We start from the raw sequence: 26,273 nt of genomic DNA on the forward strand, positions 1-26,273 counted from the left end.
AGAGGAAAACTACTGCGGCAAGTTGGCAGCACGTTCCTTTCGTGATTTATCAGGTACAGAGGCCCCCAGCAGGACGAACAAAGAGAAACAAATGAAGATAACCCCTTGTGCGCTTGATAACACAGACTCCGTAATCGAACAGGCGATAATCAAAATGGCAAAGCTTCCTAACAGCCAATTTTTTTGTTTGATGGCTAGGTAGAGAGGGAGCAAGTAGCAGCACATTAGCACAATCAAGCCCGGAATACCAATTGCCACAGTTGTGTCGAGGAACTGGTTATGGGGGTCGAAACGGTTCTCAGCGGCGTAAGTAAAGTTTCTGTTCCGGTAGGCTTCAACCAATTCGTCTTTCACATCACCGGTGCCTACTCCAAGCGGGTTTTGCCTGATCACATCTATCGCGCACACCCATTTGGCTAGCCGCATGTTTAGCCCGTTCCATTTGGCCTCGCTGTCCTCCCCAGAAAAGTGATAGATGTCCTGTGTGTTGGAAAAATCGAAACTGATGTTGCGCAGGCTCTTGAAACGCGATACGGTCTGTGGGAATACCACAGAAAGTCCCACAATAAATGCCAGAAGGGCCGCAACCATCAGCAGTGTATACCTGAGTTTGCCATACCTGACGCCAACCCCTACCAGACTAATGATCAGGATGAGCAGCAGAATGCCGAGGGAGGTTCTGGAGGCTAACAGGAAAAGAAAGAGGAGCAAAAATAGGATAGCTACCAGGAACACAGTTTTCCTGCCCCATCCTATACCTGAAAACCGCTGCCAAAGGTCTTGGATGAGGATCAGGATCGAAAAAGCTACATAAATGGAATAGTAAGCCGCCTGTTTCCCCATAATGGAAACAAGTCCGTCGCTGAAAAAATAATTGAAGTCATTCTTCTCCAGTACAACAAAGGTTTGGTAAACCAGTGCTACTGCGCTGAGGACCACGCAGGTAAAGGCAAATGTGAGCAAGGTCTTGCGCAGGTAGTCTTGCCGGATGATGGCTGAGCCGATTAGCAGCGGAAAAATCAGCAGGGAGGATTTGGTCTCCAACCGCTTGAAGCCGGCTCCCAGATTGTCTGTGTAAAATGCGCCGGTCAGGTATAGGAAGAAAAGCAGCATAAACGAAACGGCTACCCAATTCGCTGCCAGTCTCTGGTACTTTGCTTTAAAATCACCCTCCAGCAGCCAGACCAGCGCCAGCAGCATGATAGCGATGTTCGTCAATGCCTGCTTTGGGGAAAACAGCGACACTGCCACCAAGATTAGGCTAAATAGATAGCCTCTCTGAAAGAGCGTAGCTTTATCGAATGACTGGTAAACTGTCTTCATTTAAGGAGTATGGCCTTGGCTTTGGATACAAGGCTGTAGGGCAACGCGCGTAAGACAAGATTTCGGAACAGGCCGGCCACAAAGTAGGGGGAGGCTGTTCTATTATCCATCAGGATTCTTATTTTGCTTTTTAGTTGAATGTTCCGTTTCGTATGCGAAATGCCCGCAGGATTAATCTCGCAGTAGGTGAGTACTTCCGGTATGATGTGTGTCTTATACCTTTGGACAAACCTGAAAAAGAATGCGTAATCCTCAGCAGCTTTATAATTAACAGGATATGGGCCGATTTCTTTTAGAGCGGCTGCGCGGAACATGACAGACGGATGTATAAAACTGCACTTGAGGTACATGTTTTTCACAATGTCCTTGTGGTCGGCAGGGGCTTTGTAAGTATAGACCTTCTTCCCCTGTTCGTCAACAAACTCCACCCAGGAGCCAATGAGGTATACATCCGGGTGGGCGTCCAGGTACTGCTTCTGTTTGACAAACCGGGAAGGAGCACATGTGTCACCACAGTCGAGCCGGGCAATATACTGACAAGGTAACTGTTCCTGTATATACCTGAGTCCGTTGTTGAGCGTTCTTTCTATCCCTTCGTTTACCCTTTTATAAAGGAAACTGATGCTGAGCCTGTCCTCAAACAACTTTCGGAGCCGCTGCTCATCAGGTTTCGTGTGGCTACCGTCATCCACTACCAGCACATGGATCGGGGTAGGAAAGGCTACTGAATTTAATGAGCTCTCCAATCCAGCAGGATTGTTGTAATGTGGAATCAGTATGACGATATCGTTACGCATTGGCGGCCAGTTTTGCTTTGTTTGACTCTATCTTCAGGAACAGGCCTATAAACAGCCAGATCAGCGCATCCGTGCCTCTAAACTGAATTAGAGAAGCTATAAAGTATACCATAATGACAATCGCGATAGGATTGCTCAAACTGGATCTAAATGCCTTGATACTGACATTGTAAACCACGATCAGGTATAAGAGCAAGCCTATGATTCCAAACTCGATCAGGAGCTGCATGTACAGGTTGTGCAGGTTGTCTTCCTCGTAGTCGATCCCCGAAATTGCTTCTATGGCATAAATGCCATTACCGGCGCCGTAGCCAAGCATTTTGCTGTCCCATAGTGCTGTGCCGTAGTAACGCCACATGGCAAACCTGCCGCCCATCCCTTTGTCCGTGCTGCTGCCGAACTCTGTGAATCGCTGCAGAGCGTATACCTTTTCGGCCAGGTTGTCCAGGTCTATGAACAGTACAAAAGCCAGCACGGCAAGCATACCGAGCGCAACGATAGCGCGTCTTTCCTGTTTTGAGGTAGAGGCTGATATGAACTTAAAGCCTGCCACCAGAAAGGCTATGACAACTCCTACCCTGGAAGCGTAGATAATGCTAACTACCAGGGTTATAGTAAGAAACAAGTAAAAGAGCCTTTTCCTGTTGATAAAAAGAGCCGTGTTCAACCCCATCCAGGTCGCCTCCAAGTTGGTTCCGCCGCCATACAAGGTATAAATGTCAGGGTGTCCGTCGGGGGCTTTCATAAAACGCTGTATCTCCGGAAGATGAAAGAACAGCTTGCCAACAATGATGGCGAAGACAAGCAGTGCCGCTTTCTGCAACACATTGTATACCTGCTCCGGTGTTACTGTGCCTGCCACATAATAGCCGATGACAAAAGCATAAAAGGCGAACAGGTGGTTTACCAGTAGTCTGTTGACCGGGTATACCAGAAAGAGCAGAAGGGATATAACTATAACACCCGCAAAATAATGAAAGATAAAGCGCGGTATTTTGGGCAGACCCTCTTTTGGTTTAATGAACAAGAGTGGTATAAAAAAGAGCGAGAAAAAATGGTAAAACTTGACAGCTGATTCCTCATAGAGTATCCATCCTGTTAAACCTAGGTTTTGCAGGTTGAGGAACAGGAAAAAGAGGAATAGAAATAAACTAAAGCTGTTTACCGTGAGTCGCATCTTAGTTAATAGGGTTCAGCGCTATTGCTGCAAAGGAGCTTAGGGCACCGATAAAATGTAAAATTAGGAAAATAATGCTCCCAAAAACTAATATTGCTTCTTTATTGGGGAGATGCGGGTCCGATAGAAACGAGTGATGAAAGACAGGGGCGAGTTATCCAGTGTCTGCGACACCCTGTACCGCAGCATGGTCCAATAGTAGTATATCTGATGGCTAAGCTTGCTGCCAAATACCTCGTTTTTTGCCCGGAGCACTTCACGGTAACACCCCTCTATGTTGGCAGACACGCCTCCCAGCCTCATGTTGGTGATGATGCGGTCCACATGGATGAACTTTACGCCAGCACTATAGAGGCGTAATAGCAGATGGTAATCCATGGCCAATTTATAGTTGAGGTCAAATTTGCCATACTTATCATAAAGGCTTTTGCTGACAAAGACAGTCGGGTGGTTCAGGCTCATTTCCAAAGGCAAGATTTCCAGATTCGGTTTCGCCTGGTGAGCCCTGCTGCCGTCCTGGTTCCAATATTGCTTATTGCCATGTAGCACACATTCCGGCTCGTATTTGTTGACAATGTTAGCGACTGCATCTGACTCATACCAGTCATCGGCATTGAGTATACCTACCAAATCCCCTGTAACCAGTGCGATTCCCTTGTTGAAGGCGTCGCTTATACCTTTGTCCGGCTCGCTCTTCCAGTAAGCCAGCTGACTTTCGTATTTCCTGATGATGTCCAGGGTGCCATCCGTAGACCCACCATCCACAATGATGTATTCTAAGTTCTTATAAGTTTGTGAAAGAACACTTTGGATGGTCTGCTCCAAATACTTTTCACCGTTATAAACTATAGTGATCACCGAGACCAATACACCCGATCTTGATTCGGGTTGAAGTTTGTTTATGCGGTATCCTCCTTCCAACGCGTGGGCCATGGTATGCTAAATTTTTGAAGAAAGGGCCTTTTGAGCACTCAATTTGTGGTCTGTGCCTGCTATCTGGCTATAAAGCTGCTGGTATTGGCGGGAGACAATACGGATATCGTATTCCTGCTCGCTCCACTCGCGGGAGTTCTTCTCCATCTGGCGTATCGCCTCCGGATTTTGCATGAACCACTGTATTCTGCTGATGGCTTCTTCCGCTGTCAGAAATCGGAATCCATTATAGCCGTCCTTCACCAGGTCTTTGTTGCCAACACAGTCTGTGAGCAGCAGGCATTTCCCCAGGCTCAGGGCCTCCAGTACTGAAAATGGCAGGCCCTCCCATAAAGATGTAGACAGGTATAGATCAGCGGCTCTTACATTGCTTTCTACCTCAGATTTAGCAAGCCAGCCAGTTATATTTACATTTTTAGCGCTTAAAATAGCCCGCTGTTCTTTTTCACCTTCCCCTATCCAGACGAATCGAACGTCATGCCGCTGGACAAAAGCAGCTGCTATCTCATTGAAGAGTGTTGGGTTTTTCTGCTCCGTAATCCGTCCGCAGGTGACAATGGTGAAAGGCCGGTCTGTTTCAATCGATTGAGGGTCTGTGGTCTCCTCAGGTAGAATGGTTCCGTTGTTGATGTAAGTCGTGCTAATTCCAATTTCTTCGTAGCTCTGGGCCTCGGAAGGGGAGCAGCACACGACCCGGCCGGAAAGCTTATCGGCAACTTTCTCCAGCATCACGTAAAGTGTTTTCTTTTTAGGAGAAACGTCGGCACGGGCAAAGGGAGCACCATTCGGAGTATAAATAACCTGTTTTATACCTAAATAGAAACAGGCGGCCCTGCCCAGGAAACCTGCTTTGGAAGAGTGCAGGTGAATAACATCAATTCCTTCAATGCCTTTCAGAATTTTGATCAGTTCTTTTAATGCCTTGAGGTCCTGACCAGGTCTGATCTCGCGCTGTGCACTTTTCCAATGGATGAAGCTAACGCCTTTGGGGAATTTCGCTTTTACTGCTTCCGCACTGGTTTCTTCCACCCGTTCCCCATGAATGACGACATGTTCGCAGGAAGTGTACTGAGTCAGCAGGTTTATAAAATGTGCCGTACCGGCTGCAAAACACTCAACTACATGGACTATTTTCATGAAAAGGGGTAGGCAATTAGATTAAACGGCTACAAAGTTAAAGATTGTAAATGAAAGAGCCATCGGTTAAGTTGACAAAGCCCGATAGGCAGGCCTGACTAATAAAGTTATGGTGATTTCTTTGGCGCAAACACGCAGCCTAAACCATTCTGAATATGCTAAGAATCAGAGTTTAGTATTTTTCGGTAGGTATCCAGGTATGCCTCAATCACCACACTTACATCAAAGGCATGGATCGCCTTTTTGCGGGCAGAACGGCAAAGAGTTTCATAATCTGAATTGGAAAGGACCCAATCTATACCCTTGGCCAGGTCAGTGGTGCTGTATGGCTCAGCAAGATAGCCTGTGATTTTATGGTCAACTATGTCAAGCAGCCCAGTGGTTCCAAACGCGACCACTGGTGTGGCGCAACTCATGGATTCCGTGGCGGCCTGTCCGAACGCCTCCTGATAACTGGGTATAACACTGACATCAGCCGCACTGTAGATAATCCGGAGTGTTATGTTATCATGTACTGTACCGAGGTAGTGGGTCTTAATACTTACGTCAGGAGGCGAAGCGGGCTTGCTGCTTCCAATAACCAGAAGCTCCACATCTTGTGTCTCAATTTTGCCTAAACTATCTATCAAAAGAGAGAATCCCTTATTGTGATCGCCTAATGCATTTTTTGCACCAAACAGAATAATGCGCTTGTCCTCAGGAAGATTCAGTAATTTTTTTGCCAGTTTTTTATCGATCGGAGAAAAGGAGCTGGTTTCCAGCGGGATAGGTATGGTTGTAACCACTCTGTTGCCAAGCAGCTTACTTTCAGCAGCTGAGCTAGACAGCCAATTGCTAGGAGCTGTGATACGTAAATGCCCGATTTTAGCATATGCTTTCTCTTTGCGCTTAAATACCCGGCTGCTTAAATCACTCTTCCGCTCAGAGCCCAAAACAGGACATGCCTCACAACCTTCAAAATATTTTTTGCAATCGAAGCGAACGTGACAGCCGCCTGTAAATGCCCAACTGTCGTGCAGAGTCCAAACGATAGGGGATTTGATTTGGGCGATCTCCTCTATGCGCATCATCCCTTCGCCTATCCAATGCAAATGTACGATATCAGGCTTCAGAGCATTTATTCTGTTGGCAATACCACTCCACGGAACCCAGGCAGCAGAGAATTGAGCTTTGGTGCTATTCTTATAAAATAGCTTAGGCAACTGGTCTAGAAATGGCCGGGCCAAGGCAGCAGCTTTTTGCATGCGGGTACTGGGACCTGTGACCGTAAAGTCATCAGACTCTTTTGACTGTACGAGCATATGGCTGTCAATGCCGATGTCCAAAAGGCCCTTGTGTATTCTGGACGCAGCACGGGCGGCCCCCCCCTGCGATTCCGAGGTATTGACGTGAACTACTCTCATGCCTCTATTTCCTCAGTACCAGTCTGTACAGTTTGTTGTAGGCCCGTGTTGTTATAGACTTGCGGTTGAAGGCATGCGCGCACAGCCACTGGTCATAGCCATTGTCAACCAGTCCATCCAGGTCTACTTCAACTTCATGGGCAGGTAACGCACTGTATGTTGGATCGAAGGTTACCAAATGAGTTGAGTCCTCGCCAAAACCTATGTTTGATACCAGATTTGTATTAGGCGAAATGAACTTGGCGTTGTTCATCAGCATTTGGTAGGAGAGTTGGTAGTCCCATGTGTTTATTTCCCCAATGGCTGTTTTGTGAAAGGCTCGCTGGAAATATCGCTTAGTATCCTCAGGCGCATCTTTTAATGCCGGGATGTCATCAATACTGCCAGACCAGTTCTTCATCTCTCTGTCATACTTTTCCCAGACGCGTCTCCAACTTGCCCATCCCCAGATTAATGGAAAGCTTATCAGAGAGGTTTTGTTAGCAATAGCCGGGTTGACAGGAGCCCGGTAATCGCCAGTGATACCGTAAATGTTTTCCTGATCTTTATACTTGGCAAGTGCTTTTTCAGCATACCTAAAAAAACTCTGACTCGGCAAGCAGTCGTCTTCCAGAATAATTCCGCTCTCCTCGTGCTCAAAAAACCAGGAAATTGCGCCACTTACCGCTCTGCCACACCCCAGGTTTTTGTCCTGAAATCGGGTCTTGACCTCGCAGTCCCAGTCCACATGTTCTTTTATATAGGCTCGGACTGCCTGCACTTTCTCCATCTCGCCCTCTACAGTTTCTCTGGGTCCGTCAGATGCGATGTATAACCTGGACGGCCTGATTTGGCGTATGGCCTCGAAAACTTTCCGAGTGGTTTCCTGTCGGTTGAATACGATGAATAAAATTGCTGTTTTCAGTAGCTCGCCAGTATTCATGTTTTGGGTACTTTCCATCTTAAAATAAGAAGCACAAGATATGTTTTAAATTTATGGTGATTTGTGCTTTGTTATGTATTCTGTAAAGCTGCAACTAGTTCTTAACTGCTTTGGCGTTCAATTGGGTATCCCGATACATTACGGTATTAGGTGTTTTGCAGTAAATCCCATAGTTTTTTTCAGCCAGGAACTTATGTACTGCTGACTCATAGATGTCTTCCATCGTCGAGTGGAGTATTTCAATGAGTATAACAGCAGGTCTGTACTTAGTCCAGTTGTTTGATTCCAGTACCTCCAGGTCCAGTCCCTCTACATCAATGGACATGAAGGAAATATTGACTGCAGGAGGGAGGTGGGTGTCAAGCAGTTCGCTGAGGGGGAGTGTCTGAATGTCTTTTTTGCCTATTATCTTATAGCCAGTCGTATTGTGCCGCTCCTCCGACAGCTTTCCGTCAAAGCTGTTGAGCGCAGGCTCATCAAACATGTGATAGGTTAATATTTGCTTTGTCTTCGAAATACCGAGCTCCAGATTGATATCATGTGGGCGGACTTCCTTAAAGCGCTGCATGCTGTTTGGCATGGCATCTACATTAATGCCACGCCACCCTCTTTTATAAAATATGTAAGTATTGGAGAACCTTTTAGGGTGGTGGGCGCCTACATCTACATAAAATCCGGAGGGAGCATATTCAAATATTCTGTCCAGCAAAAGATCTTCACCTTCCTGGGAATAGGAAACTCTCCCGAACCTCAGATCAACGATCTTGTTAATGTAACGCGTAACTCTTTTTAACATACTAAGCGTTGTTTCTTCCTTTGACAGATAATATAGCCTTTAAATATAAAAGGTTAATGGATCTTGTGCTTTTGAAAATAAAATTACTCAAAAAGGAAGAGATTGCATAAGAGATTAGTGTAGCCGTGGCAACTCCATTGATTCCATAAGCAGGGATAAGGATAATATTCAGAATTATGTTTGAAGTAAGGCCCAGTATGGTTCTGTACAGCGTTTCTTTTGATTTACCTTCTATTACCAACTGCTGACTGCTGGCGACACCCAAAAAAATAAAAACGGTGGACCAGACATGGATGCGTAAGACAGGTATAGCGTCCTGGTACTGCTGCCCATATAGCAAAGAAATGATAATGGGGCTGAGTACCGTTGTCACGATAGCCAAGGCAAAGCTGCTATAGATCAGGATGCTGTAAAGCTTAGCTAATCTACTATGGTATAAAAGGGTGTCTTTGCTTGCGTTCACCAATGATGGGAACATGGAGTTTGTAATCACGACCGGCAGAATCGAGAATAGCTCCGTAATACGAACCGCAGCGGAATAATTTCCGACAGAAACCGATCCCAGCATATTTTTTATCATCAACTGGTCGATGCGCATATAGGCTATAACAGTAAGGGCAGAGATAACCAGTGGCCAGCTGGACTGCATGAGTGATCTGGCAATAGCGGTATCCCATTTCCAGGTGGCTATTTTTATTGCCAGGCCTTTATAGGCGTACCCTAATAAAAACAGTGCAGCCAGTCCTATATCTAACAAAATTGCGAAGGCAAAGTAGCTTACCGGATAATCATTAAGGAGAAGGTATACTTTAAATAAGGAAGATAAAACTAAAGCCGAGTTTTTAAGAATGACCGAAATTTTTGATTTCAGGTGGGCTTGTAAATACAAATCCACGACATCGACTGACTGAAAGACCAGACTGAAGCCAAGAATAACAATTATTGTGAAAGATTGTGGGTCTGCTTCGTAATCTAAGGCAAAGGATGAAGCAATAACAACTGCAAGTGCAACGATTGCTCCAGTGAGCCTCAGTAAAAAGCCAGTGCCAAGAAGCTTGTGTTTTTCATGCTCCCCGCTTACAATTTCCTTCACTAAGGTCGTATCGAGTCCTAGGCTGACAAAGGCAGAAAATATGGCGATAAACGCTTGGCCATAATTCAGTTTACCGAACTGTTCTGGCCCAAGGTACCTCGCTATCCAAATGCCAATGATCAGGCCGGAACCCATTCTCAGCCCCTTGTCAAAAAGTAACCAAAGAATATTGGTTGCTATTTTACTGGATCTCAGCTCTAAAACTTTATTTACAATGGTAGTCATCAGACACCTCAGCCATTGTACTACCTACATGGCGAGTAGTATAGTATGTGGCCTGCTAAAATTATGGTTATAACACACTAATTTAGAGTAACCCATTTATGCTAGCTACCACTGGGACTGGATAAGCAAATAATCTGTTAATCTCTTTAGAAGGCTGATTTGCAGTTCCTGGCACCCGACTAGCAATTTTGATCACTACTGCGCGTGTGCTTGAAAGCAGTGAAAAAATCCTTTTTCAAACGGAATGCAAAGCTATTAAAAATATTTGCCTTTTAATATGGTAAATATTGCATCTGAAATTTTAGCAGTATATTTGGCAAATTTCGATGTTATGCAACAATTAAAAGAGCGCGAGCAAATGTCTAAGGCAAATGATGAGGTAGATCTAATTGTTTTAATTGATTTAATAAGGAAGTTCTTTAATAAAATCGGCAGAGGCATTGCTTTCACTTTCAAAGCTGCTAAGAATAACATTGGCTTACTTCTGATTTTCATATTGTTAGGGAGCGGAATTGGCTACGGGTTGTCTCTGATAACCAAAGCTTATTATACCTCTTCCATGACCCTGATGCTGGCTAACATCCGAAATGAATTCATTGAAGACCAATTGAATAAGCTATCGTTAATGGTGGCTGAAGAGAACTACGAAGCTGTGGCAGAGAGGCTGGACATCGACACCGAGGCTGCCCGACAGATTAAAAAGATGAGCTTCTCTAATCTGGACCAGGATAGAATCGAAAAGGATAGCGTTCTGACCGGTTCACCTTTCCGGATCGAGCTGTCTTTATACGATAGATCCCTTTTTGAAACAATGGAGCCTGCCCTGACCAGCTACCTGGAAAACAACCGGTATTTTGCCAGACAGAAACGAATAAAGCAGCGCCAGGTAGAGAGCATGGTTTCCAAGCTGAAGGGCGAAATCTCCTCTATTGACAGCATGAAAACAAATGTAGGAGAACCCAGAGGCCCGGTAAACGGATTTGTATATGGACAGCCGATTGACCCGACCAATTTATACCGAGAAAGTATCACCATGTACAAGGAGCAGGTGAAGCTGGAGGCTGATCTGGAGAAGCTTGACAACGTGGAAATTGTAACAGGATTTGTTCCTCGCCTGCGACCAACAGGACCAAAGGTGCTGAATCACATCGCTATCGGTGCCCTTGTGTCATTGTTGATTGGCTGCATCGTAGCAGTAAACCGTGAATCCAATAAGCAGGCAACTGTTTAAAACTTTCATATTAATAAATGCAAAATCCCCGCCTCTATTTAAGAGGCGGGGATTTTGCGTTAACAGCGGGATGTACTTACTCCTCCTGCCTCACAACCCAGCTCAGATTATACAAATCCTTTCTACGGTCTTTCAGGTTTCTAACACTTCCGGCTGTATTCAGGTCCTTAAGCAGGTCCAGGTCCAGGTCGGCGATCAGGGTCATCTCGGTGTTTGGAGTGGCTTCTGCTACTACCGCGTCGTGTGGGAAAGCGAAGTCGGAAGGGGAGAAGACGGCTGACTGGGAATACTGGATGTCCATGTTCTCTACCTTCGGCAGGTTGCCCACGCTGCCCGTAATTGCCACATAGCACTCGTTCTCGATGGCGCGGGCCTGGGCACAGAGGCGCACCCGCAGGTAGGCATTTTTGGTGTCCGTCCAGAAAGGCACGAAGAGTATCTTCATGTCCATGTCGGAGAGCATACGGGCTAGCTCCGGGAACTCCACGTCGTAGCAGATCAAGATGCCAATCTTGCCAATGTCCGTGTCGAAAATCTTCAGTTTGTGGCCGCCGCGCATACCCCAGTAGTGCGACTCATCCGGTGTGACGTGCAGTTTGTACTGCTTGTCGTAGGTGCCGTCGCGGCGACAGAGGTAGCTCACGTTGTAGAGCTTGTTGTCGTAATACTCCGGCATGCTGCCTGCAATGATATTGATGTTGTAGGAGAGGGCCATGTGGATCATGCGCTCCCGAATCTCATCCGTGTACTCGGCCATACTTCGGATCGCTTCTGAAGGCGACTCCTCGTTGGTAAGGGCCATCAGCGGGGCGTTGAAAAACTCCGGGAACACCACCATGTCGGACTTGTAGGAGCTTACGGTGTCGACAAAGAACTCCACCTGCTGCATGAAATCGTCGATGTCTTTCACCGCACGCATCTGCCACTGCACAATACCGATCCGGACAACCTTCTTCTTGCCGCCCAGCACTTCCTCCTTCTCCTCGTAGTACACGTTGATCCACTCCAGCAAGGTGGCATAGGCGCGTGACTCGGTATCGTCCGGCAGGTAGCCTTTCAGGATCTTACGGACGTGAAAATCGTTGCTGAGCTGAAAGGACAGCACCGGGTCAGACAGCTCCTTGTTACGGACCATCTCGATGTACTTGGCCGGTGTTAGTTTATCAGCATAGTCCTTGTAGCCAGGTATACGGCCACCAGCGATGATGCCGCGCAGGTTCAGGTTTTCGCATATTTCTTTGCGGGCATCGTAAAGGCGGCGGCCCAGGCGCAGGTTGCGGTAGTCCGGGTGCACAAACACGTCGATGCCGTACAGGGTTTCGCCCTCCGGGTCGTGGGACTTAAATGTGCCCTTGTCGATGATCTGGTCATAGGTATGCTTGTCGCCATACACGCTGTAGTCCACAATCAGGCTGAGTGCCACGGCCACTACCTTGCCTTTGTCTTCGATACAGATCTGCCCTTCGGGGAATTTTTTGAGGAGATTCGAAAACTCTTTGCGGGTCCAGGCACCGTCTATGTTAGAATAGACCATGTCCATGATCTCCTTTACTTCTTTGTAATCTTTGAGCTCCAGCTGGCGCAATAACAGCCTGTGCTCAGAGTTCGCTTCTATTTTTTCACTCATATGTCAGGTATGGGGTTGCTTGCTACGGGTATACGTGAAGCAAGTATCGTTTTGATATGATATTTTAATATAAAGCGGTTATTCCCGCTTTCAGGCAAATTTAAAAAGAAAAAGCGCAGCTTTGACACTGCGCTTTTGTTAGCATAGGTATAGCTATTCTAGAGCTGCACTTCCGGAATCTCTCCTTCCACGATCAGGCGTCCTTCGGTAGCCTTCTGAATTTCTTCCACTGTTACGCCGGGTGCGCGTTCCAGCAGCTTAAATCCATCTCCCGTTACTTCGATCACGGCCAGGTCCGTTACGATTTTCTTGATGCACTTAAGGCCTGTGATGGGCAGGGTACACTCCTTCAGCAGTTTGGAGGAACCGTCGCGTGCCGTGTGCTGCATGGCCACAATGATGTTTTTGGCAGAGGCCACCAGGTCCATGGCACCGCCCATCCCTTTCACCATCTTGCCTGGTATCTTCCAGTTGGCGATGTCGCCCTGTTCCGATACCTCCATGGCGCCCAGGATGGTCAGGTCTACGTGCTCGCCCCGGATCATGCCAAAGCTCTCGGCAGAGCTGAAAATAGAGGAGCCAGGCAGCGTCGTGATTGTCTGCTTACCCGCATTGATCAGGTCGGCGTCCACTTTGTCCTCGGTAGGGAAGGGGCCCATGCCCAGCAGTCCGTTTTCCGACTGCAGCACCACTTCCACACCCTCCGGAATGTAGTTGGCCACCAGCGTAGGTATACCAATGCCCAAGTTCACATACATCCCATTCTTTACTTCTTTTGCGATTCGCTTCGCTATCTGATTTTTATCTAAAGCCATGTTAATGTGCTGATTAGTTAATGTGAAAATGTGCTAATTTTGATCTAACAAGTTTTATGGCAAACATTAATTCTTCTTGGAGGTCGAGATAATCCTTGATAAGAGCTTTTGAATCTCGAGGAGTTTATCAAGCTTATCCGAAGTATCCGGCAGGCCTTTACTGTATTTGCAGAGAAGAAGCCAATATTCTGTTTCCTTCGCCTCCTTGGCAGATATTTTGAGCTTATGAATAAAATCCGCCTTACTTTCGGCATGCTGAGACTCCCACACATTAGCTCCGATGGAGGTGCCGCTCTTCAGTAACTGATTGGCAATTACAAATTTTCTGCTGCTCTCAAGTGTATCCGTGTATTTGATAATATCAAGTGCAAACAAGAAAGACTTATTTACAATAGGATTATTACTTATCGAGATCTCAGTCATTGCAGGATTATTTAAGAATTAATCAATTACCACATCAGCCAATTAGCACATTAAACAGTTCTAACTGTACGCTGTTCAATGCGTTTCTCATACTTCTCGCCTTGGAAAATGCGCTGCACGTAGATGCCGGGGGTGTGGATCATGTTCGGGTCCAGTTCGCCGGCAGGTACCAGCTCTTCTACTTCTGCCACGGTTATCTTGCCAGCAGCGGCCATCATCGGGTTGAAGTTACGGGCTGTGCCTTTGTAGATCAGGTTGCCGGCCGTGTCGCCCTTCCAGGCTTTTACAAACGCGAAGTCCGCCTTCAGCCAGGTTTCCATCAGGTACATCTTGCCGTTGAACTCCCGGCTCTCTTTGCCTTCGCCCACCTCAGTGCCGTAACCGGCAGGGGTGAAGAAAGCAGGTATACCGGCACCGCCCGCACGAATGCGCTCTGCCAGTGTACCCTGAGGTATAAGCTCCACCTCCAGTTCGCCGCTCAGCAACTGCCGCTCGAATTCCGCATTCTCGCCCACGTAGCTGGCAATCATCTTCTTTACCTGGCGCTTCTGCAACAACAGACCAATGCCAAAATCGTCAACGCCGGCATTGTTCGAAATACAGGTCACGTCTTTTACCCCCAGGCGAAGCAGCTCTTGTATGGTATTCTCAGGTATACCGCACAGACCAAAGCCGCCCAGCATGAAGGTCATGCCGTCCTGTACACCCTGCAGGGCCTCCTGCGCGTTCTTTACAGTTTTATTGATCATAGTTTATGATGTGTTTACGTTCCGACAGGTATAGCTATACCTGCAGTTGCAACGGTTAAACGATAGATTCTATAGAAAAGGTAATATAGATAGAAAAAAAGCCATATACAACGTATGGCTTTTCGATTCGGGGTGAAATCGGTTTTAGAAGAGGTGAAATACCTTAAACGTCCAAGGCACGTATGGACGCTTCCTTGTCTTTCGCCAGTTGTGCCTTCAAGGCATCCAGTCCGGCGAACTTCTGCTCCTGGCGGAGCATTTTCACAAATTCCACGGTCAGGGTTTGCCCATAGAGGTCGCCCTCGAAGTTGATCAGGTGTGCTTCCAGGGTAAGGTGAGTACCGTCTACCGTTGGACGGATGCCGATGTTCATCATACCGGGCTGGCGCTGACCAGCATGCCTTACCCAGACGGCGTACACGCCATAGGCAGGTATAAGCTTGTGGGGCGACGGCAGCGCCAGGTTGGCGGTCGGGTAACCGATGGTGCGACCCAGTTTGTTGCCTTCCACCACCGTAGAGGTTAGGCTGTAGGTATGGCCCAAGTAGCGGTTGGCGGTCGGTATATCACCAGACTCGATGGCCTTGCGTATTTTGGTGGAGCTCACGCCGACGTCGTCCACATCCTGGCGCGGAATCTCTTCCACCTCAAAGCCGTACTGCGCGGAGCGGGCTTTCAGGTGCTCGAAGCTGCCTTCGCGGTTTTTACCGAAACGGTGGTCGTAGCCAATAACAAGTACCTTGGTATGAATTGCCTTCACCAGCACTTCTTCAATAAAGGTACGGGAACTCAAACGCGAAAATTCTTTGGTGAAGGGGATGATCAGCAAGTAATCGATGCCGAAACTGCGCAACTGCTCAATGCGCTCCTCAATGGTAGAGAGCAGCCTCAGGTCATTGTCTTCCGGGAAGAGCACCAGCCGTGGGTGTGGCCAGTAGGTGATGACCACGCTTTGTCCATTGGACAGGCGGGCGCGTTCTTTCACGCGCTGCAGGATCTTCTGGTGGCCTACATGCACGCCATCAAACGTGCCGCTGGTCACCACCGGGAAACTCAGTTTGGGAAAATCAGCTATATCACGAATTACTTCCATTCGCTTCGAGTTGAGCTCTTCTGATCTGCTGTATGTCTTCTATAGTGAGGGCGTCCTCCAGTTTATACTCCCCAATGCGGGTGCGCACGAGCGCAGACAAGTGGGCTCCAACACCTAGCTTCTGTCCTAAGTCATGCGCCAGGCTGCGGATGTAGGTACCTTTGCTGCAGATCACTTTAAAGGAGATGATTGCACCTTCAATGTTGGTAATCTCAAATGCCTTGATGGTGATGGTACGCGGTTTAAGCTCAGCCTCTTTGCCTTTGCGGGCCAGGTCATATGCTCTTTTGCCGTCGATCATCACAGCAGAGTAGATGGGAGGGATTTGCTCAATGGTGCCTACAAAGCTATCCGCAGCTGCCTGAATGTCGGCTGGGCTGAGATGGCTGATATCTTTGCTTTCGCTCACAGGCGTTTCCAGGTCGTAGGAGGGAGTAGTCTGGCCGAGCGTAATGGTGCCGGTATATTCCTTTTCCTGAGCCTGTATCTCGTCAATACGCTTGGTGAATTTGCCGGTGCACAGAATCAGCAGACCCGAAGCCAGTGGATCGAGCGTGCCGGCATGGCCGATTTTTTTGACGCGGAGGGTGTTGCGCACCTTCTTCACCACGTCAAACGAGGTCCAGGTAAGCGGTTTGTCGAGCAACAGGATCTCGCCTGCTTCAAAGTTGTAGTCCATGTTATACCCTTAAGTCAACACCCATAGCCAGCAGCGCCAGCAGTACTATACCTAACGCAATGCGATAGTATCCGAACATCTTGAAGCCATACTTGGTCAGGAAGTTGATGAAGAACCTAATGGCGATCATGGCCACGATAAAGGCCACGATGTTGCCGATTAACAGCAGCCTGAGGTCATCGCCTGTGATCACGTCAAAGCTGTTCCTGATTTTTACGAGGTCGAAGGTGATGATGTCTGAGATATCCAGTTTGAGCAGGTCTTTCACCAGTTTGTACGAAGCAGCAGCCAACATAGTGGGCACTGCCAGGAAAAAGGAGAACTCCGCTGCCGCCTTCCGGTTTATACCTTGCGTCAGTCCCCCAATAATAGAGGCAGCTGAGCGCGACACGCCCGGAATCATGGCGATGCACTGGAAAAAGCCGATCACCAGCGCATTCTTGTAGGTAATCTTGCTTTCCTGGGCATGGGCAAACCACTTGTCCACAAACAAAAGCACAACACCTCCTGCTACCAGCATTAGCGCTGTAATGAGCACGCTCTCCAACATGGCGTCCACTATGTCGTTGAGCAGAAAACCAATGACTGCCGCCGGGATAAAGGCGAAAATCAGTTTTTGGTAGAACGCAAAACTGTTGATAAAGCGCTTCCAATACAGCACTACCACCGACAGGATGGCGCCAAACTGTATGTTCACGGCAAATATTTTGGTGATCGGGAGCTCGTTGATGCCCATCAGGGCCGAAGCGATGATCATGTGGCCTGTAGAAGATACAGGCAAAAATTCGGTAAGTCCTTCAACTATGGCTAAGATAATAGCCTGCCATTCACTCATCTAATTACTCCTGTGTGTTTTCGTGTGTTCTGTCTTTTACCATGATCGCAAACAGCTCGATCACAAAGCCGGCCATGACCACAATCGGGCCTAGCGTAATGCCCATAAAGCCCAGGCCATACTGTTTGTTATCAAGCGTCATGATGATAAAACCAACGATCAGCACAACAATGCCGACCAGCATCAGGATGTAGTTTTTTCTGCCAAAGGCAAGCTTGCTCTTATTTTCCATATTAATATAGTTCGTCAAGTGAAAGACGCAGGTACTTGCGTACGGCGCGGTATGAGCTCAGAAAGCCAATCACAGCACCTAGCACGATCAGCGCGATCATGAGCATGTAGAGCTGCTCTTCGTCTTTGAGCAGGCTCAGCTCCGTTATTTCGCGGTAGGCGTACTGCATCAGTGCAAACAGCAGCACAGAGGCAATAATGCCACTGATGATGCCCTGAAAAGCCGCCCGATTGAGGAATGGACGCTGAATGAAGAACGAGGTGGCGCCCACCAGCTGCATACTCCGGATGAGAAAACGCTGCGAGTATAACGCCAGCTTGATCGTGTTGTTGATCAGAATAATAACCACCAGCACCAGTATACCTGCAAAACCAAGTAGCAAAATGCTGATTTTCTGGATGTTGCTGTTGATGGATTCGATCAGGCTTTCGACATATTGCACCTCATACACGCCTTCAATTCCCTCGATGTCGTTTTTTATACCTTTGAGCTGGGCTGAGCTGGAGTTTTCAGCGTTGATGCGAACCACATAGGTGTCGCGAAGCGGGTTGTCTCCCAGGAAGGCCATAAAATCCTCGCCAGTTTCTTCTAAGAATGCCTTGGCGCCTTCTTCTTTCGACAGGAAACGCACCTGGGCTGTATCGCCTTTGTAGGCTACGTATTCTTTGGCGGAGAGTGTTTTTTGCAGGCGGTCCAGCTGCACCTGTGTCAGGTTGCGGTCCAGGTATACCTGCATCTCAATGCTTTCCTTCACGATGTCCGACAATTTGCCGGCATGGATGAGCAGCGTGCCAAACAGGCCGATCACAAACAAAGCCAGGGAGATGGAGAACACCACCATTGCATGCGGGTAATTGCCGAGCTTCTTCTTCTTAACAGTCCTGGGTGTAGTTGTTGCCATACGATACGCTTCCGTGCAAAAATAGAAATATTATTTAAATATGAGGAGCTTCCGGCCAGCTAATGCAAAAAGCCCGGCTGGTGCTCCGGGCTTTAGAGGTTCATGCGTGGGTCAGAGTCGAGGATAATGGGCGTTCGCTGCTCCTCCCGGCGCCGCTCGCGACGGCCTTCCCGGTCCCGGCCAAAAAGCTCCCGCAGGTTGTCGAAGTGCTTGGTGTGCAGCAAGCTAAGGCGCTGGGTGTTGGTGATTCGCCCATACGTGGTCGGCAGGGTGTTGTACTCGAGACGTGCGCGCAACTCGCCGCTTTTCGTGATGTAGTATTCCACCGACCAGCTGCCCTGATAGGTATTGCGGTTGGTACCGCCTGCCTGTCCGGCCTGTGTGGTCGTATTCGACCCCAAACCAGTCTGACTGCTGACCCGTAAGCGCCCCTGAAAGAACGAATAGCTCAGTCGCAGTTGCAGGGCAGAGAGATCATCCTGGCTGATGTCGCCCAAGCCGATGTCTATATCCAAGTTACTGTCAATGGAGTTTAGGAAACCGCTGAGTTGCCCGGTAAGCAGGCTGCCCAAACTGCCGCCGACTGCGGCAGCTCCTGAGTTCTCGCCGAAGAAGGTGCCGGGCGGAGCCAGCCTGCGAAGCACCAGCAGGCTGAATACCTGTCGGTTGAGCTCGTTCTCATCGTTTCTTATACCTAGCAGGATCGGCTCCAGGAGCAGCCGCACGCTGGCCGGCAGGTTCTCAAAATCCAGGTCCAGCCGGATGTCCGGTGTCAGAATAGGTCCCTTCAGGTCAACGATGGCTGTTACCGGGTAGGTGCCCTGTATGTTGCTAAGTTGACTGGTTCCCTGCGAAGTACTGTTCCCTTGAGAGTTCTGAAGATTGTCCAACCGGGTGTTCTGCACGTAGGTGGCCCTGATGTCCATGACCCCGTCGAGTGGGTCACCGTTCCAGGAGAGCGTGCCGCCAGGCGTCACCCGGAACTCCCGCGATACCACACCCTCCAGCAAATTGAGGTTATAGGCACCATTGGCGATCACAAAATTGCCAAACATATTAAACTCACCCCGGGTGTCGATGGTCATCTGAATTTGTCCGCTGCCCGAGCCCCGGATCACGTCACCTGTTTGCCGGTCGATGATGATCTCGAAATAGGCATCATCCGTCACATCAAGGTCAAAATTCATGTTGATTCCCGACAGATCCAGTTTTTGTTCTTCTACGGCTACGGCTACACCTGTTGAGTCGCTTATATTACGGTTCACGAAACGGATGAAGTCCTTGCGGGCCAGGTCCGTCTGGTTGTCGAGCGGCACTACGATGCGGGTGTTGGCGTTGCTCCGGGCATTCACGTCTATCTTCAGGTTGTCGACCGGGCCTAGCACCGTGGCGGTACCTGTGGCGAAGGCGGTACCGTAGTATAGCTCGTTCTGCTCGTAGGTGGTGTTCAGGATCATCAGGTTCCGGAAGCGGGCGCTCAGGTCGAGTACCATGTCCTGGAAGCCGTCGTGGGCGATGCCACCGGTCACGTAGCCCACGTTGCCATAGAGATCGCGCAGTTGGGCGTTGCGGAAGCTGATGCTATTGGCCCCAAAGTATACGCGGTCGGAGAAGCGGTAGGTAGTGCCAAGGTAATCGAAGCGGAACTGCCCGCCGGTCACCATCACCGATCCGGTCAGTACCGGCGCCGACAGCCTGCCCAGCACCCGGATGCGGCCTTCCATGGTGCCTTCCATTTCCGACATAATCGGTTTGAGGATCGGCTCCACGATTTTGAGCTGGGTCTCATCCAGCACGGCCAGCATGTCCAGCTGCTCTTCTTCTGCACGCGGGTAGTAGTTGCCGGCTAGGGTGAGTACTTTCTTATTATTCCGGTCGATGTCGACATCCACCACCATCTGCTGCTGGGCGTTGATCCAGTCCCCCTTACCCTGGATGTTGCCGATCAGTACATTGTCCAGGTAAAATGAGTCGACCCGCATGCCGGCGTTCAGGATGGCATTATTATAAATGTCCTGCGCTGTGAGCTCGGCATTAAGGGTGCCCCGGATTTGCTCGGGCATAAGCGGGTTGAGGTTGCGTAGGTCGAAGTTTTTGATGCTGGCCACCAGTGTGCTACCTGGATCCTGGCCAATGGCACCATCCACCCGGATGATCTGATTCTGGTTGGAAAGGATCATTTCTTCGAAATCCAGCCGCTTGCCGCCCTCGCTGATGTAGATCATGCTTCCGGGTTGGAAGGCCCAGGGGGTTTCGCGCAGGGTGATATTGGATCGGCCGAAGATGACCTGGAGCCGGTCCTGCAGGAAGTTCACATCTCCTACCACGGTTGCCTGGTTATTATAGGCAGGCTGCAGCAGGTTGGTGTAAAACCCGATGGTGCGCTCGCTCCAGATCGCCTCCAGCAGCAGGCGTTCTGTCTCGCCCACAGATGGGAGCAGCTGCTTCTCCGAGGTAAACTGGGCACTGGCCAGCACGTCCGGGCTGTTCTGCAGTTTGGATGTGCTCAGTTCAATGTCGTTGTGGTAAAGGGTGGCGCCGTCATACAATATGGTATCCACCTCCGCGTAGGATGTCAGGATAACGGTGTTGCCATGCCGGAAGGTGCCTTCCAACCTGGAGAAGTCTGAAATGGTGAGCTCCGGGACAAACAGCTGAATCAGCGGGTTGACCCGCCGCAGGTATACGTCATAGTCCAGGCTGTACTCGGGACGGGTAGACGGGCGCTTCTTCCTGTAATAGGCAGCTGTGGCGGTCTCATTGCTTTCAAAGTTGAGCTTGTACTCATCCACCAGCTGCTTCAGGTCGGCGATCAGCTCGGAGTACTGGAAGTCGCCGCTCACACGCAAAGCCAGCGGTGTAGAGCGAAGTGTCAGGCTGCGGATGCCGCTACCGATAAAGGACTGCACCCGGATGGTGTCCAGTGCGATGCGCTGGCCTTCGTAGGAGACAGAGGCGCTGTCAAAAAAGGCGGTGCCCTCAAAGTCGTCCAGGCGCAGGCCCCGGAAGTTGAGGTCGGCTTTAGCCCGCACAACAACAGCCTTGTCGGAGATGCGCAGGGCTTTCAGGTCGGCTTTGCCCAGATCAGCCTTCAGGTTAAAGGCCTGGTTGTTGTTGGCCAGGTTTACCTCCCCGTTGGCCGTAAAGGCCAGATTTGGGTCAGCAATAGAAAAGCGACCTTCGAAGCGCTGACCGCGGAAGGTACCATCGGTGCGGATGTTGCGGTAGTTGTAGTCGAGCAGGTGGAGCTGGGCAATGTCGGCGTTAATTTGCAAGCGGGCATCCTCGAGCGTAAAGCCAGAGCCGACAACGCGCCCATCCATGGTGATCGTTTTAATGACGTCGGCTTGACCGATCAGGTGGCCGATATGGAAGTTCTGGGTTTTGAGGCGGCCGCGGTATGAAGACGATTTGGTGTTGCGGTCGATCTTCATGTTGATGTCCGACTGCACATTGCCCAGCGCGGTGGCAAAGCTGCCGTTGGCCACGAAGTCGTTGTAGAAACCAAGAAAGCGCCCGTCAATCTTCACGGTACCCAGCCGGGAGGCGATGGTATAGGCCTCGGCAGGCAGAAACTGCTTGATGTCCTCTGCATTCAGCGTCGAGGGCTGCAGGCGGATATTGGCAAAGGTCTCGCCCCAGTTCGGCAGGCCGTCCACGTTCATGGTGCCTACTATATGCGTGTTCTTCCCATACCTGACATCCAGGTTGCTCGCCATAAACTCGGCCACCCGGCCCTCCACTTCGGCAGAAGCGATGTAGGCATTTTCGTCATAGTCCTTTAAAGGAGGGGCAAACAGGGCGATGTCGCGGGAGTATACCTTGGAGTCTTTGATCCGGCCTGTGACTGTTACGCTGTCGATGAAGTCGGAGAAGTTGCCGAAACGTTTGTAGTCGAAACGCACAAAGTCCTGCACGTTGCTGTCGTTCACGCGCAGGTCGAGCTCATCCCATTCCCAGAAAGTGGAGGCATAGGTCATCAGTACGTCGAGGTTGTGCAGGCGTATACCTGAGGGGCGCTCGTGTGCGGTCAGGTCTGTCACCCGCACCTTCAGCGTGTCGCCTGGCTCGAACTCGGTGAAGCGGCCCGAGATGCTGTCGATGGCCAAATGGAAGTAGTCGATGCCGTAGTCGGTGGGAGGGCGGTTGAAGTTGTCGTAGCTGAAGTGGCCGTTTTTGATCACCAACTCATCAATCGAAAACTCAAAAGGCTGGCTCGCCTTGGTGGTATCTTTGGTGATCAGCTCACCAAGGGAAGTAATGAAGGTGGTCAGGTTGAGGGTGTCGCTGCCTTCGTATTGGATCAGGTGCGCCTTCGGCTCCTGCAGTTCCAGGGTGGCTATACCTAGCGTGTTCGGCTGGAAAATGGAAAACAGGCTGATATCGGCTTCGGCCCGGCCTACGTAAAAGAGCTCTTCGCCCTTGTAATCGAGTACCCGCACCTTTTCCAGGATCACGTTGCTGAAGAACTCAATGTCCACCCGGCCGATCGTCACTTCGTGGTCGATGGTGCGGGAGATGTAGTCGGCGGCTTTCTGGGCAACCCTGGTCTGTACGCCCGGGTAGCGAATGGCTACAAAAACAACCGCAAATGCCACCAAAAGCAACAGGATTAGCGCCAAAACTATTTTTAGAATGGCTTTTCCTATAACTTTGAAGTAATTTATGGACTGTTCTTTTTCCAATAGATGACCGAACCTACAATTTTAGCGATAGAATCCTCCTGCGACGAGACCTCGGCTGCCGTTATTCGCGGCGGCAAAGTCTTGTCGAATATCATTGCTACTCAGGCCGTTCATGAAAAATATGGCGGCGTTGTGCCCGAACTTGCTTCGAGAGCACACCAACAGAACATCATTCCGGTGGTGGCACAGGCCTTGAGTGTAGCAAATGTAAACAAAACTGACTTAAATGCAGTGGCTTTTACCCGCGGCCCCGGCTTGCTGGGCGCCTTGCTGGTTGGCAGCTCTTTTGCCAAGTCCTTTGCGCTGGGCCTCAACATCCCGCTCATCGACGTCAACCACATGCAGGCGCACATCCTGGCCCACTTCATCGACGACCCGAAGCCAAACTTTCCATTCTTGTGCCTGACCGTAAGCGGTGGCCATACCCAGATCGTGCTCGTGAAAGACCATCTGGACATGGAGATCATTGGGCAGACCACGGACGATGCCGTAGGAGAGGCCTTCGACAAGACGGCCAAAATGCTGGGCCTCCCCTACCCGGGCGGACCGATGCTCGACAAGACGGCGGCACAGGGCAACCCGAAAGCTTTTCCGTTTCCGGTTGGCAACATGCCTAACTACGACTTTTCGTTCAGTGGCATCAAGACCTCGGTGCTCTATTTCCTGAAAGATAAAACGAAAGAGAACCCGAACTTCGTACAGGAAAACCTGGCCGATATTTGCGCCAGTGTGCAGCATACCCTCATCAAGACCTTGCTCAAAAAAGTGGTGCAGGCGGCTAAGGATCTAGGTATTAAGGAAGTGGCCATCGCCGGCGGCGTATCAGCCAACTCCGGCCTCCGGCAGGCACTGCAGGACTATGCCAAAAAGTACGATTGGAACGTCTACATACCTGCCTTTCAGTATTGCACCGATAATGCAGGTATGATCGCTATAACGGCTCATTACCAATACCTTAAAGGTGACTTCGCTGACCAATATGTGAGTCCGGAACCGAGGATGAAATTTTGATAGAGTGATTTAGTGAATGTGTGGTTGAGTGATTTGGTAGAGAGTTCTTTTTTGTAGGGACAGGTTGCGACCTGTCCGAATCGTGCACAGGTGTATTTTGTCTGAATCAGGATTTACAGGATTAATGGATTAACAAGATTCTCAATATCGATTATTCTTTTATATCAATCCTGAAAATCCTAAAATCCTGTAAATCCTGATTCAGACCATCAGCAATCAACAATTCAACCATTTAACAATTTAGCCATCTAACAATTCACTCAATCACTAACTCACTCAATCAAAAATGAAATACCCCTTCCAGATCGGCGACACCAAGCTATACCGCAAAGCAGTAACAGCCGCGGACTTTGCCCGTTTTGATGATGGGTTGGTGCATGCGGTTTGCTCTACCTTTTCGTTGGCGCAGGCGGCTGAATGGGCGGGCCGATTGTTTGTGCTGGAGATGAAAGAAAAAGATGAAGAGGGGATAGGTACTTTTCTGACTATCAATCATAAGGGGCCTGCATTTGAGGGGGACGTGATCGAGATAACCGCTTCTCTGAGATCACTGGAAGGGAATAATGTTATTTGTAGCTTTGATGCCCGGGTGGGAGACAGGTTGGTGGCAGATGGTGAGACCGGGCAGAAGATTTTAAAGAAAGACAAACTGGCCAGGGTGCTGGCTCCAACAAAATAGCATGACGAAAGCAAAAGATAAAGACAGAATCAAGAAGCACGTCAACATCCAGAACCGCAGGGCTTCCTTCGAGTACCAGTTCCTGGACAAGTACACGGCCGGCATTATGCTCATGGGCACGGAGATCAAATCGATCCGGGAGGGGAAGGTGAACCTGCAGGACGGTTACTGTGTGCTGCACAACGGCGAGCTATACCTGCACAACGTGCATATCTCTACCTATACTGAGGGGACGCACTACAACCACGAGCCCATGCGCACCCGCAAACTGCTCGTAAACAAAAGCGAACTGAGAAAACTCGAGAAAGGCGTGCAGGAGCAGGGCGTGACAATTATACCTACCCGTATGTTCATCAGCGAGCGCGGCTTTGCTAAAGTAGAGATTGCACTGGCGCGTGGTAAGAAGCTGCATGACAAGCGGGAAGACATCAAAGCAAAGGACATAAAACGCGAACTGGACAGAAGCGGGTTTTAATGTATTGAGTGAGTAAGTGATTGAGTGGATGAGTGATTGGTTAAATTGTTGATGGTTGTTCAGGAACGATTCAATCAGGTATAGCTTGCTGAACGTGAACAGGTATAGGTCATACACGATTCGGATATATGCCTACCTAAAAACTTGGTGCATCCCTAAATCTCCAAATTATCAAATCACTAACTCATTCAACTACTAACTCAATAAATCACTCATTCACTCCATCGCTCAATCAAAAATTAAAAAATGGACTACGGAATATGCATGCTAAGTCTGGTGCCGATGCGCGCTGAGCCTTCGGACAAGGCGGAAATGGTCACGCAGGTGCTGTTTGGCGAGTGCCTGGAAGTGCTCAGCAAGCAGGGCAACTGGGTGAAGGTACAGCTAGCCTCTGACGAGTATACCGGCTGGATCGACTATAAGCAGTATGTGCCTGTGTCGGCGGGGTATTACCAGGAGTGGAAAGTAGCGAAGCACCCACGGGCGCTGGATATTGTGCAGGTGGTCAGCAATGCCGATATGCGCATTCCGGTAGGTATAGGCGCTTATTTGCCCTTTTTCGACGGTATGAGCCTGCGCATCGATGGCCAAACATATCAATATAGCGGCCGTGCTACGAACCCTGCCGTGCCGGTGACGTCTGCTCAGCTTATTAAACTGGCCCTGGGCTTCCTGAAAGCGCCATACCTGTGGGGTGGCAAGTCCATGTTTGGAATCGACTGTTCGGGTTTTACGCAGCAGGTATACGGCCTTTGCGGCTTTCAATTGACCCGCGATGCGAGTCAGCAGGTGGCGGTGGGAGAGGAGGTGCACTTTGCCACCCAGACCCAGCCCGGCGACCTGGCCTATTTCGCCAACGACGAAGGGCGTATTACGCACGTAGGCATTATGCTGGAGGGGCAGCAGATCATGCATGCCCACGGCGAGGTCCGCATCGACACTTTGGACCACAATGGCATCTATAATGCCGAACGCAAGCGTTATTCCCACAATCTCCGCATCATCAAGCGCATTTTTTCCTGATTCTCAGCG

The 26,273-nt window shown here is 49.5% G+C and carries 24 protein-coding genes; 5 read left to right on the top strand and 19 right to left on the bottom strand.

Annotation, left to right across the window (positions count from 1 at the left end):
- Positions 1-9: 9 nt before the first annotated feature.
- From B0B12_RS01685 to B0B12_RS01725, 9 genes are all read right to left on the bottom strand, one after another.
- A complete protein-coding gene (locus B0B12_RS01685; protein ID WP_083704051.1) occupies positions 10-1,323 on the bottom strand; it encodes an O-antigen ligase family protein in 1,314 nt (437 codons plus the stop codon).
- Positions 1,320-2,120, bottom strand: a complete 801-nt coding sequence (locus tag B0B12_RS01690) for a glycosyltransferase (protein WP_076665770.1) — start codon at positions 2,118-2,120, stop codon at positions 1,320-1,322. Before B0B12_RS01690 ends, B0B12_RS01685 begins: the two co-directional genes overlap by 4 nt.
- Positions 2,113-3,147: an O-antigen ligase family protein gene (locus tag B0B12_RS01695; RefSeq protein WP_170871799.1), complete on the bottom strand. Its 1,035-nt coding sequence runs from the start codon at positions 3,145-3,147 to the stop codon at positions 2,113-2,115. The genes B0B12_RS01690 and B0B12_RS01695 overlap by 8 nt, the downstream gene beginning before the upstream one ends.
- 237 nt (positions 3,148-3,384) lie before the next feature.
- Entirely contained in the window at positions 3,385-4,230 is an 846-nt protein-coding gene (locus tag B0B12_RS01700; RefSeq protein WP_076665772.1) for a glycosyltransferase family 2 protein, read from the bottom strand.
- 6 nt (positions 4,231-4,236) lie between these two features.
- Entirely contained in the window at positions 4,237-5,367 is a 1,131-nt protein-coding gene (locus B0B12_RS01705) for a glycosyltransferase (protein WP_076665773.1), read from the bottom strand.
- A 158-nt stretch (positions 5,368-5,525) separates the two neighbouring features.
- Positions 5,526-6,770, bottom strand: a complete 1,245-nt coding sequence (locus tag B0B12_RS01710) for a glycosyltransferase (RefSeq protein WP_076665774.1) — start codon at positions 6,768-6,770, stop codon at positions 5,526-5,528.
- 4 nt (positions 6,771-6,774) lie between these two features.
- The gene (locus B0B12_RS01715; protein WP_076665775.1) at positions 6,775-7,710 is read right to left on the bottom strand and encodes a hypothetical protein; all 936 of its coding nucleotides are present in this window, start codon (positions 7,708-7,710) and stop codon (positions 6,775-6,777) included.
- A gap of 76 nt (positions 7,711-7,786) precedes the next feature.
- Positions 7,787-8,488: an FkbM family methyltransferase gene (locus B0B12_RS01720; protein ID WP_076665776.1), complete on the bottom strand. Its 702-nt coding sequence runs from the start codon at positions 8,486-8,488 to the stop codon at positions 7,787-7,789.
- A gap of 1 nt (position 8,489) precedes the next feature.
- Entirely contained in the window at positions 8,490-9,806 is a 1,317-nt protein-coding gene (locus B0B12_RS01725) for a flippase (protein WP_076665777.1), read from the bottom strand.
- Positions 9,807-10,083: 277 nt separating this feature from the next.
- Here B0B12_RS01725 and B0B12_RS01730 point away from each other — a divergent pair, with 277 nt between their 5' ends.
- Positions 10,084-11,037: a chain length determinant protein gene (locus B0B12_RS01730; protein ID WP_244554562.1), complete on the top strand. Its 954-nt coding sequence runs from the start codon at positions 10,084-10,086 to the stop codon at positions 11,035-11,037.
- Positions 11,038-11,113: 76 nt separating this feature from the next.
- Here B0B12_RS01730 and B0B12_RS01735 read toward each other — a convergent pair whose 3' ends face one another.
- The 10 genes from B0B12_RS01735 to B0B12_RS01780 all read right to left on the bottom strand — a co-directional run bounded on the left by B0B12_RS01735 (position 11,114) and on the right by B0B12_RS01780 (position 23,013).
- A complete protein-coding gene (locus tag B0B12_RS01735) occupies positions 11,114-12,664 on the bottom strand; it encodes a carbon-nitrogen hydrolase family protein (protein WP_076665778.1) in 1,551 nt (516 codons plus the stop codon).
- Between the two features lie 158 nt (positions 12,665-12,822).
- Entirely contained in the window at positions 12,823-13,479 is a 657-nt protein-coding gene (locus tag B0B12_RS01740) for a CoA transferase subunit B (protein WP_076665779.1), read from the bottom strand.
- Positions 13,480-13,545: 66 nt separating this feature from the next.
- On the bottom strand, positions 13,546-13,902 hold the full coding sequence (locus B0B12_RS01745) for a four helix bundle protein (protein WP_076665780.1): 357 nt from the start codon (positions 13,900-13,902) through the stop codon (positions 13,546-13,548).
- Between the two features lie 50 nt (positions 13,903-13,952).
- Entirely contained in the window at positions 13,953-14,651 is a 699-nt protein-coding gene (locus B0B12_RS01750) for a CoA transferase subunit A (RefSeq protein WP_076665781.1), read from the bottom strand.
- A gap of 163 nt (positions 14,652-14,814) precedes the next feature.
- Positions 14,815-15,744, bottom strand: a complete 930-nt coding sequence (locus B0B12_RS01755) for a bifunctional riboflavin kinase/FAD synthetase (protein ID WP_076665782.1) — start codon at positions 15,742-15,744, stop codon at positions 14,815-14,817.
- The gene (truB, locus tag B0B12_RS01760; RefSeq protein WP_076665783.1) at positions 15,728-16,423 is read right to left on the bottom strand and encodes a tRNA pseudouridine(55) synthase TruB; all 696 of its coding nucleotides are present in this window, start codon (positions 16,421-16,423) and stop codon (positions 15,728-15,730) included. The genes B0B12_RS01755 and truB overlap by 17 nt, the downstream gene beginning before the upstream one ends.
- A gap of 1 nt (position 16,424) precedes the next feature.
- The gene (locus tag B0B12_RS01765) at positions 16,425-17,258 is read right to left on the bottom strand and encodes an undecaprenyl-diphosphate phosphatase (protein ID WP_076665784.1); all 834 of its coding nucleotides are present in this window, start codon (positions 17,256-17,258) and stop codon (positions 16,425-16,427) included.
- A 4-nt stretch (positions 17,259-17,262) separates the two neighbouring features.
- On the bottom strand, positions 17,263-17,490 hold the full coding sequence (locus B0B12_RS01770) for a DUF3098 domain-containing protein (RefSeq protein ID WP_076665785.1): 228 nt from the start codon (positions 17,488-17,490) through the stop codon (positions 17,263-17,265).
- 1 nt (position 17,491) lies between these two features.
- Positions 17,492-18,391 (bottom strand): cell division protein FtsX, encoded by a 900-nt coding sequence (locus B0B12_RS01775; RefSeq protein WP_076665786.1) that lies wholly within the window; start codon positions 18,389-18,391, stop codon positions 17,492-17,494.
- A gap of 92 nt (positions 18,392-18,483) precedes the next feature.
- Complete coding sequence (locus B0B12_RS01780) at positions 18,484-23,013, bottom strand: translocation/assembly module TamB domain-containing protein (RefSeq protein WP_139337748.1); 4,530 nt, start codon at positions 23,011-23,013, stop codon at positions 18,484-18,486.
- A 66-nt stretch (positions 23,014-23,079) separates the two neighbouring features.
- Here B0B12_RS01780 and tsaD point away from each other — a divergent pair, with 66 nt between their 5' ends.
- From tsaD to B0B12_RS01800, 4 genes are all read left to right on the top strand, one after another.
- A complete protein-coding gene (gene tsaD / locus B0B12_RS01785; RefSeq protein ID WP_076665788.1) occupies positions 23,080-24,087 on the top strand; it encodes a tRNA (adenosine(37)-N6)-threonylcarbamoyltransferase complex transferase subunit TsaD in 1,008 nt (335 codons plus the stop codon).
- Between the two features lie 286 nt (positions 24,088-24,373).
- Entirely contained in the window at positions 24,374-24,766 is a 393-nt protein-coding gene (locus B0B12_RS01790; protein WP_076665789.1) for a thioesterase family protein, read from the top strand.
- Position 24,767: 1 nt separating this feature from the next.
- Entirely contained in the window at positions 24,768-25,241 is a 474-nt protein-coding gene (smpB, locus tag B0B12_RS01795; RefSeq protein ID WP_076665790.1) for an SsrA-binding protein SmpB, read from the top strand.
- Between the two features lie 246 nt (positions 25,242-25,487).
- On the top strand, positions 25,488-26,264 hold the full coding sequence (locus tag B0B12_RS01800; RefSeq protein ID WP_076665791.1) for an NlpC/P60 family protein: 777 nt from the start codon (positions 25,488-25,490) through the stop codon (positions 26,262-26,264).
- Positions 26,265-26,273: the final 9 nt, after the last annotated feature.

The organism is Pontibacter indicus, from assembly GCF_900156345.1.
Taxonomy (GTDB): domain Bacteria; phylum Bacteroidota; class Bacteroidia; order Cytophagales; family Hymenobacteraceae; genus Pontibacter; species Pontibacter indicus.

Coding starts and splice junctions, on each gene's coding strand:
- B0B12_RS01685 (WP_083704051.1), bottom strand. CDS start 1,323: ATGAAGACAGTTTACCAGTCATTCGATAAAGCTACGCTCTTTCAGAGA.
- B0B12_RS01690 (WP_076665770.1), bottom strand. CDS start 2,120: ATGCGTAACGATATCGTCATACTGATTCCACATTACAACAATCCTGCT.
- B0B12_RS01700 (WP_076665772.1), bottom strand. CDS start 4,230: ATGGCCCACGCGTTGGAAGGAGGATACCGCATAAACAAACTTCAACCC.
- B0B12_RS01705 (WP_076665773.1), bottom strand. CDS start 5,367: ATGAAAATAGTCCATGTAGTTGAGTGTTTTGCAGCCGGTACGGCACAT.
- B0B12_RS01710 (WP_076665774.1), bottom strand. CDS start 6,770: ATGAGAGTAGTTCACGTCAATACCTCGGAATCGCAGGGGGGGGCCGCC.
- B0B12_RS01715 (WP_076665775.1), bottom strand. CDS start 7,710: ATGGAAAGTACCCAAAACATGAATACTGGCGAGCTACTGAAAACAGCA.
- B0B12_RS01720 (WP_076665776.1), bottom strand. CDS start 8,488: ATGTTAAAAAGAGTTACGCGTTACATTAACAAGATCGTTGATCTGAGG.
- B0B12_RS01725 (WP_076665777.1), bottom strand. CDS start 9,806: ATGACTACCATTGTAAATAAAGTTTTAGAGCTGAGATCCAGTAAAATA.
- B0B12_RS01730 (WP_244554562.1), top strand. CDS start 10,084: ATGGTAAATATTGCATCTGAAATTTTAGCAGTATATTTGGCAAATTTC.
- B0B12_RS01735 (WP_076665778.1), bottom strand. CDS start 12,664: ATGAGTGAAAAAATAGAAGCGAACTCTGAGCACAGGCTGTTATTGCGC.
- B0B12_RS01740 (WP_076665779.1), bottom strand. CDS start 13,479: ATGGCTTTAGATAAAAATCAGATAGCGAAGCGAATCGCAAAAGAAGTA.
- B0B12_RS01745 (WP_076665780.1), bottom strand. CDS start 13,902: ATGACTGAGATCTCGATAAGTAATAATCCTATTGTAAATAAGTCTTTC.
- B0B12_RS01750 (WP_076665781.1), bottom strand. CDS start 14,651: ATGATCAATAAAACTGTAAAGAACGCGCAGGAGGCCCTGCAGGGTGTA.
- B0B12_RS01755 (WP_076665782.1), bottom strand. CDS start 15,744: ATGGAAGTAATTCGTGATATAGCTGATTTTCCCAAACTGAGTTTCCCG.
- truB (WP_076665783.1), bottom strand. CDS start 16,423: ATGGACTACAACTTTGAAGCAGGCGAGATCCTGTTGCTCGACAAACCG.
- B0B12_RS01765 (WP_076665784.1), bottom strand. CDS start 17,258: ATGAGTGAATGGCAGGCTATTATCTTAGCCATAGTTGAAGGACTTACC.
- B0B12_RS01770 (WP_076665785.1), bottom strand. CDS start 17,490: ATGGAAAATAAGAGCAAGCTTGCCTTTGGCAGAAAAAACTACATCCTG.
- B0B12_RS01775 (WP_076665786.1), bottom strand. CDS start 18,391: ATGGCAACAACTACACCCAGGACTGTTAAGAAGAAGAAGCTCGGCAAT.
- tsaD (WP_076665788.1), top strand. CDS start 23,080: ATGACCGAACCTACAATTTTAGCGATAGAATCCTCCTGCGACGAGACC.
- B0B12_RS01790 (WP_076665789.1), top strand. CDS start 24,374: ATGAAATACCCCTTCCAGATCGGCGACACCAAGCTATACCGCAAAGCA.
- smpB (WP_076665790.1), top strand. CDS start 24,768: ATGACGAAAGCAAAAGATAAAGACAGAATCAAGAAGCACGTCAACATC.
- B0B12_RS01800 (WP_076665791.1), top strand. CDS start 25,488: ATGGACTACGGAATATGCATGCTAAGTCTGGTGCCGATGCGCGCTGAG.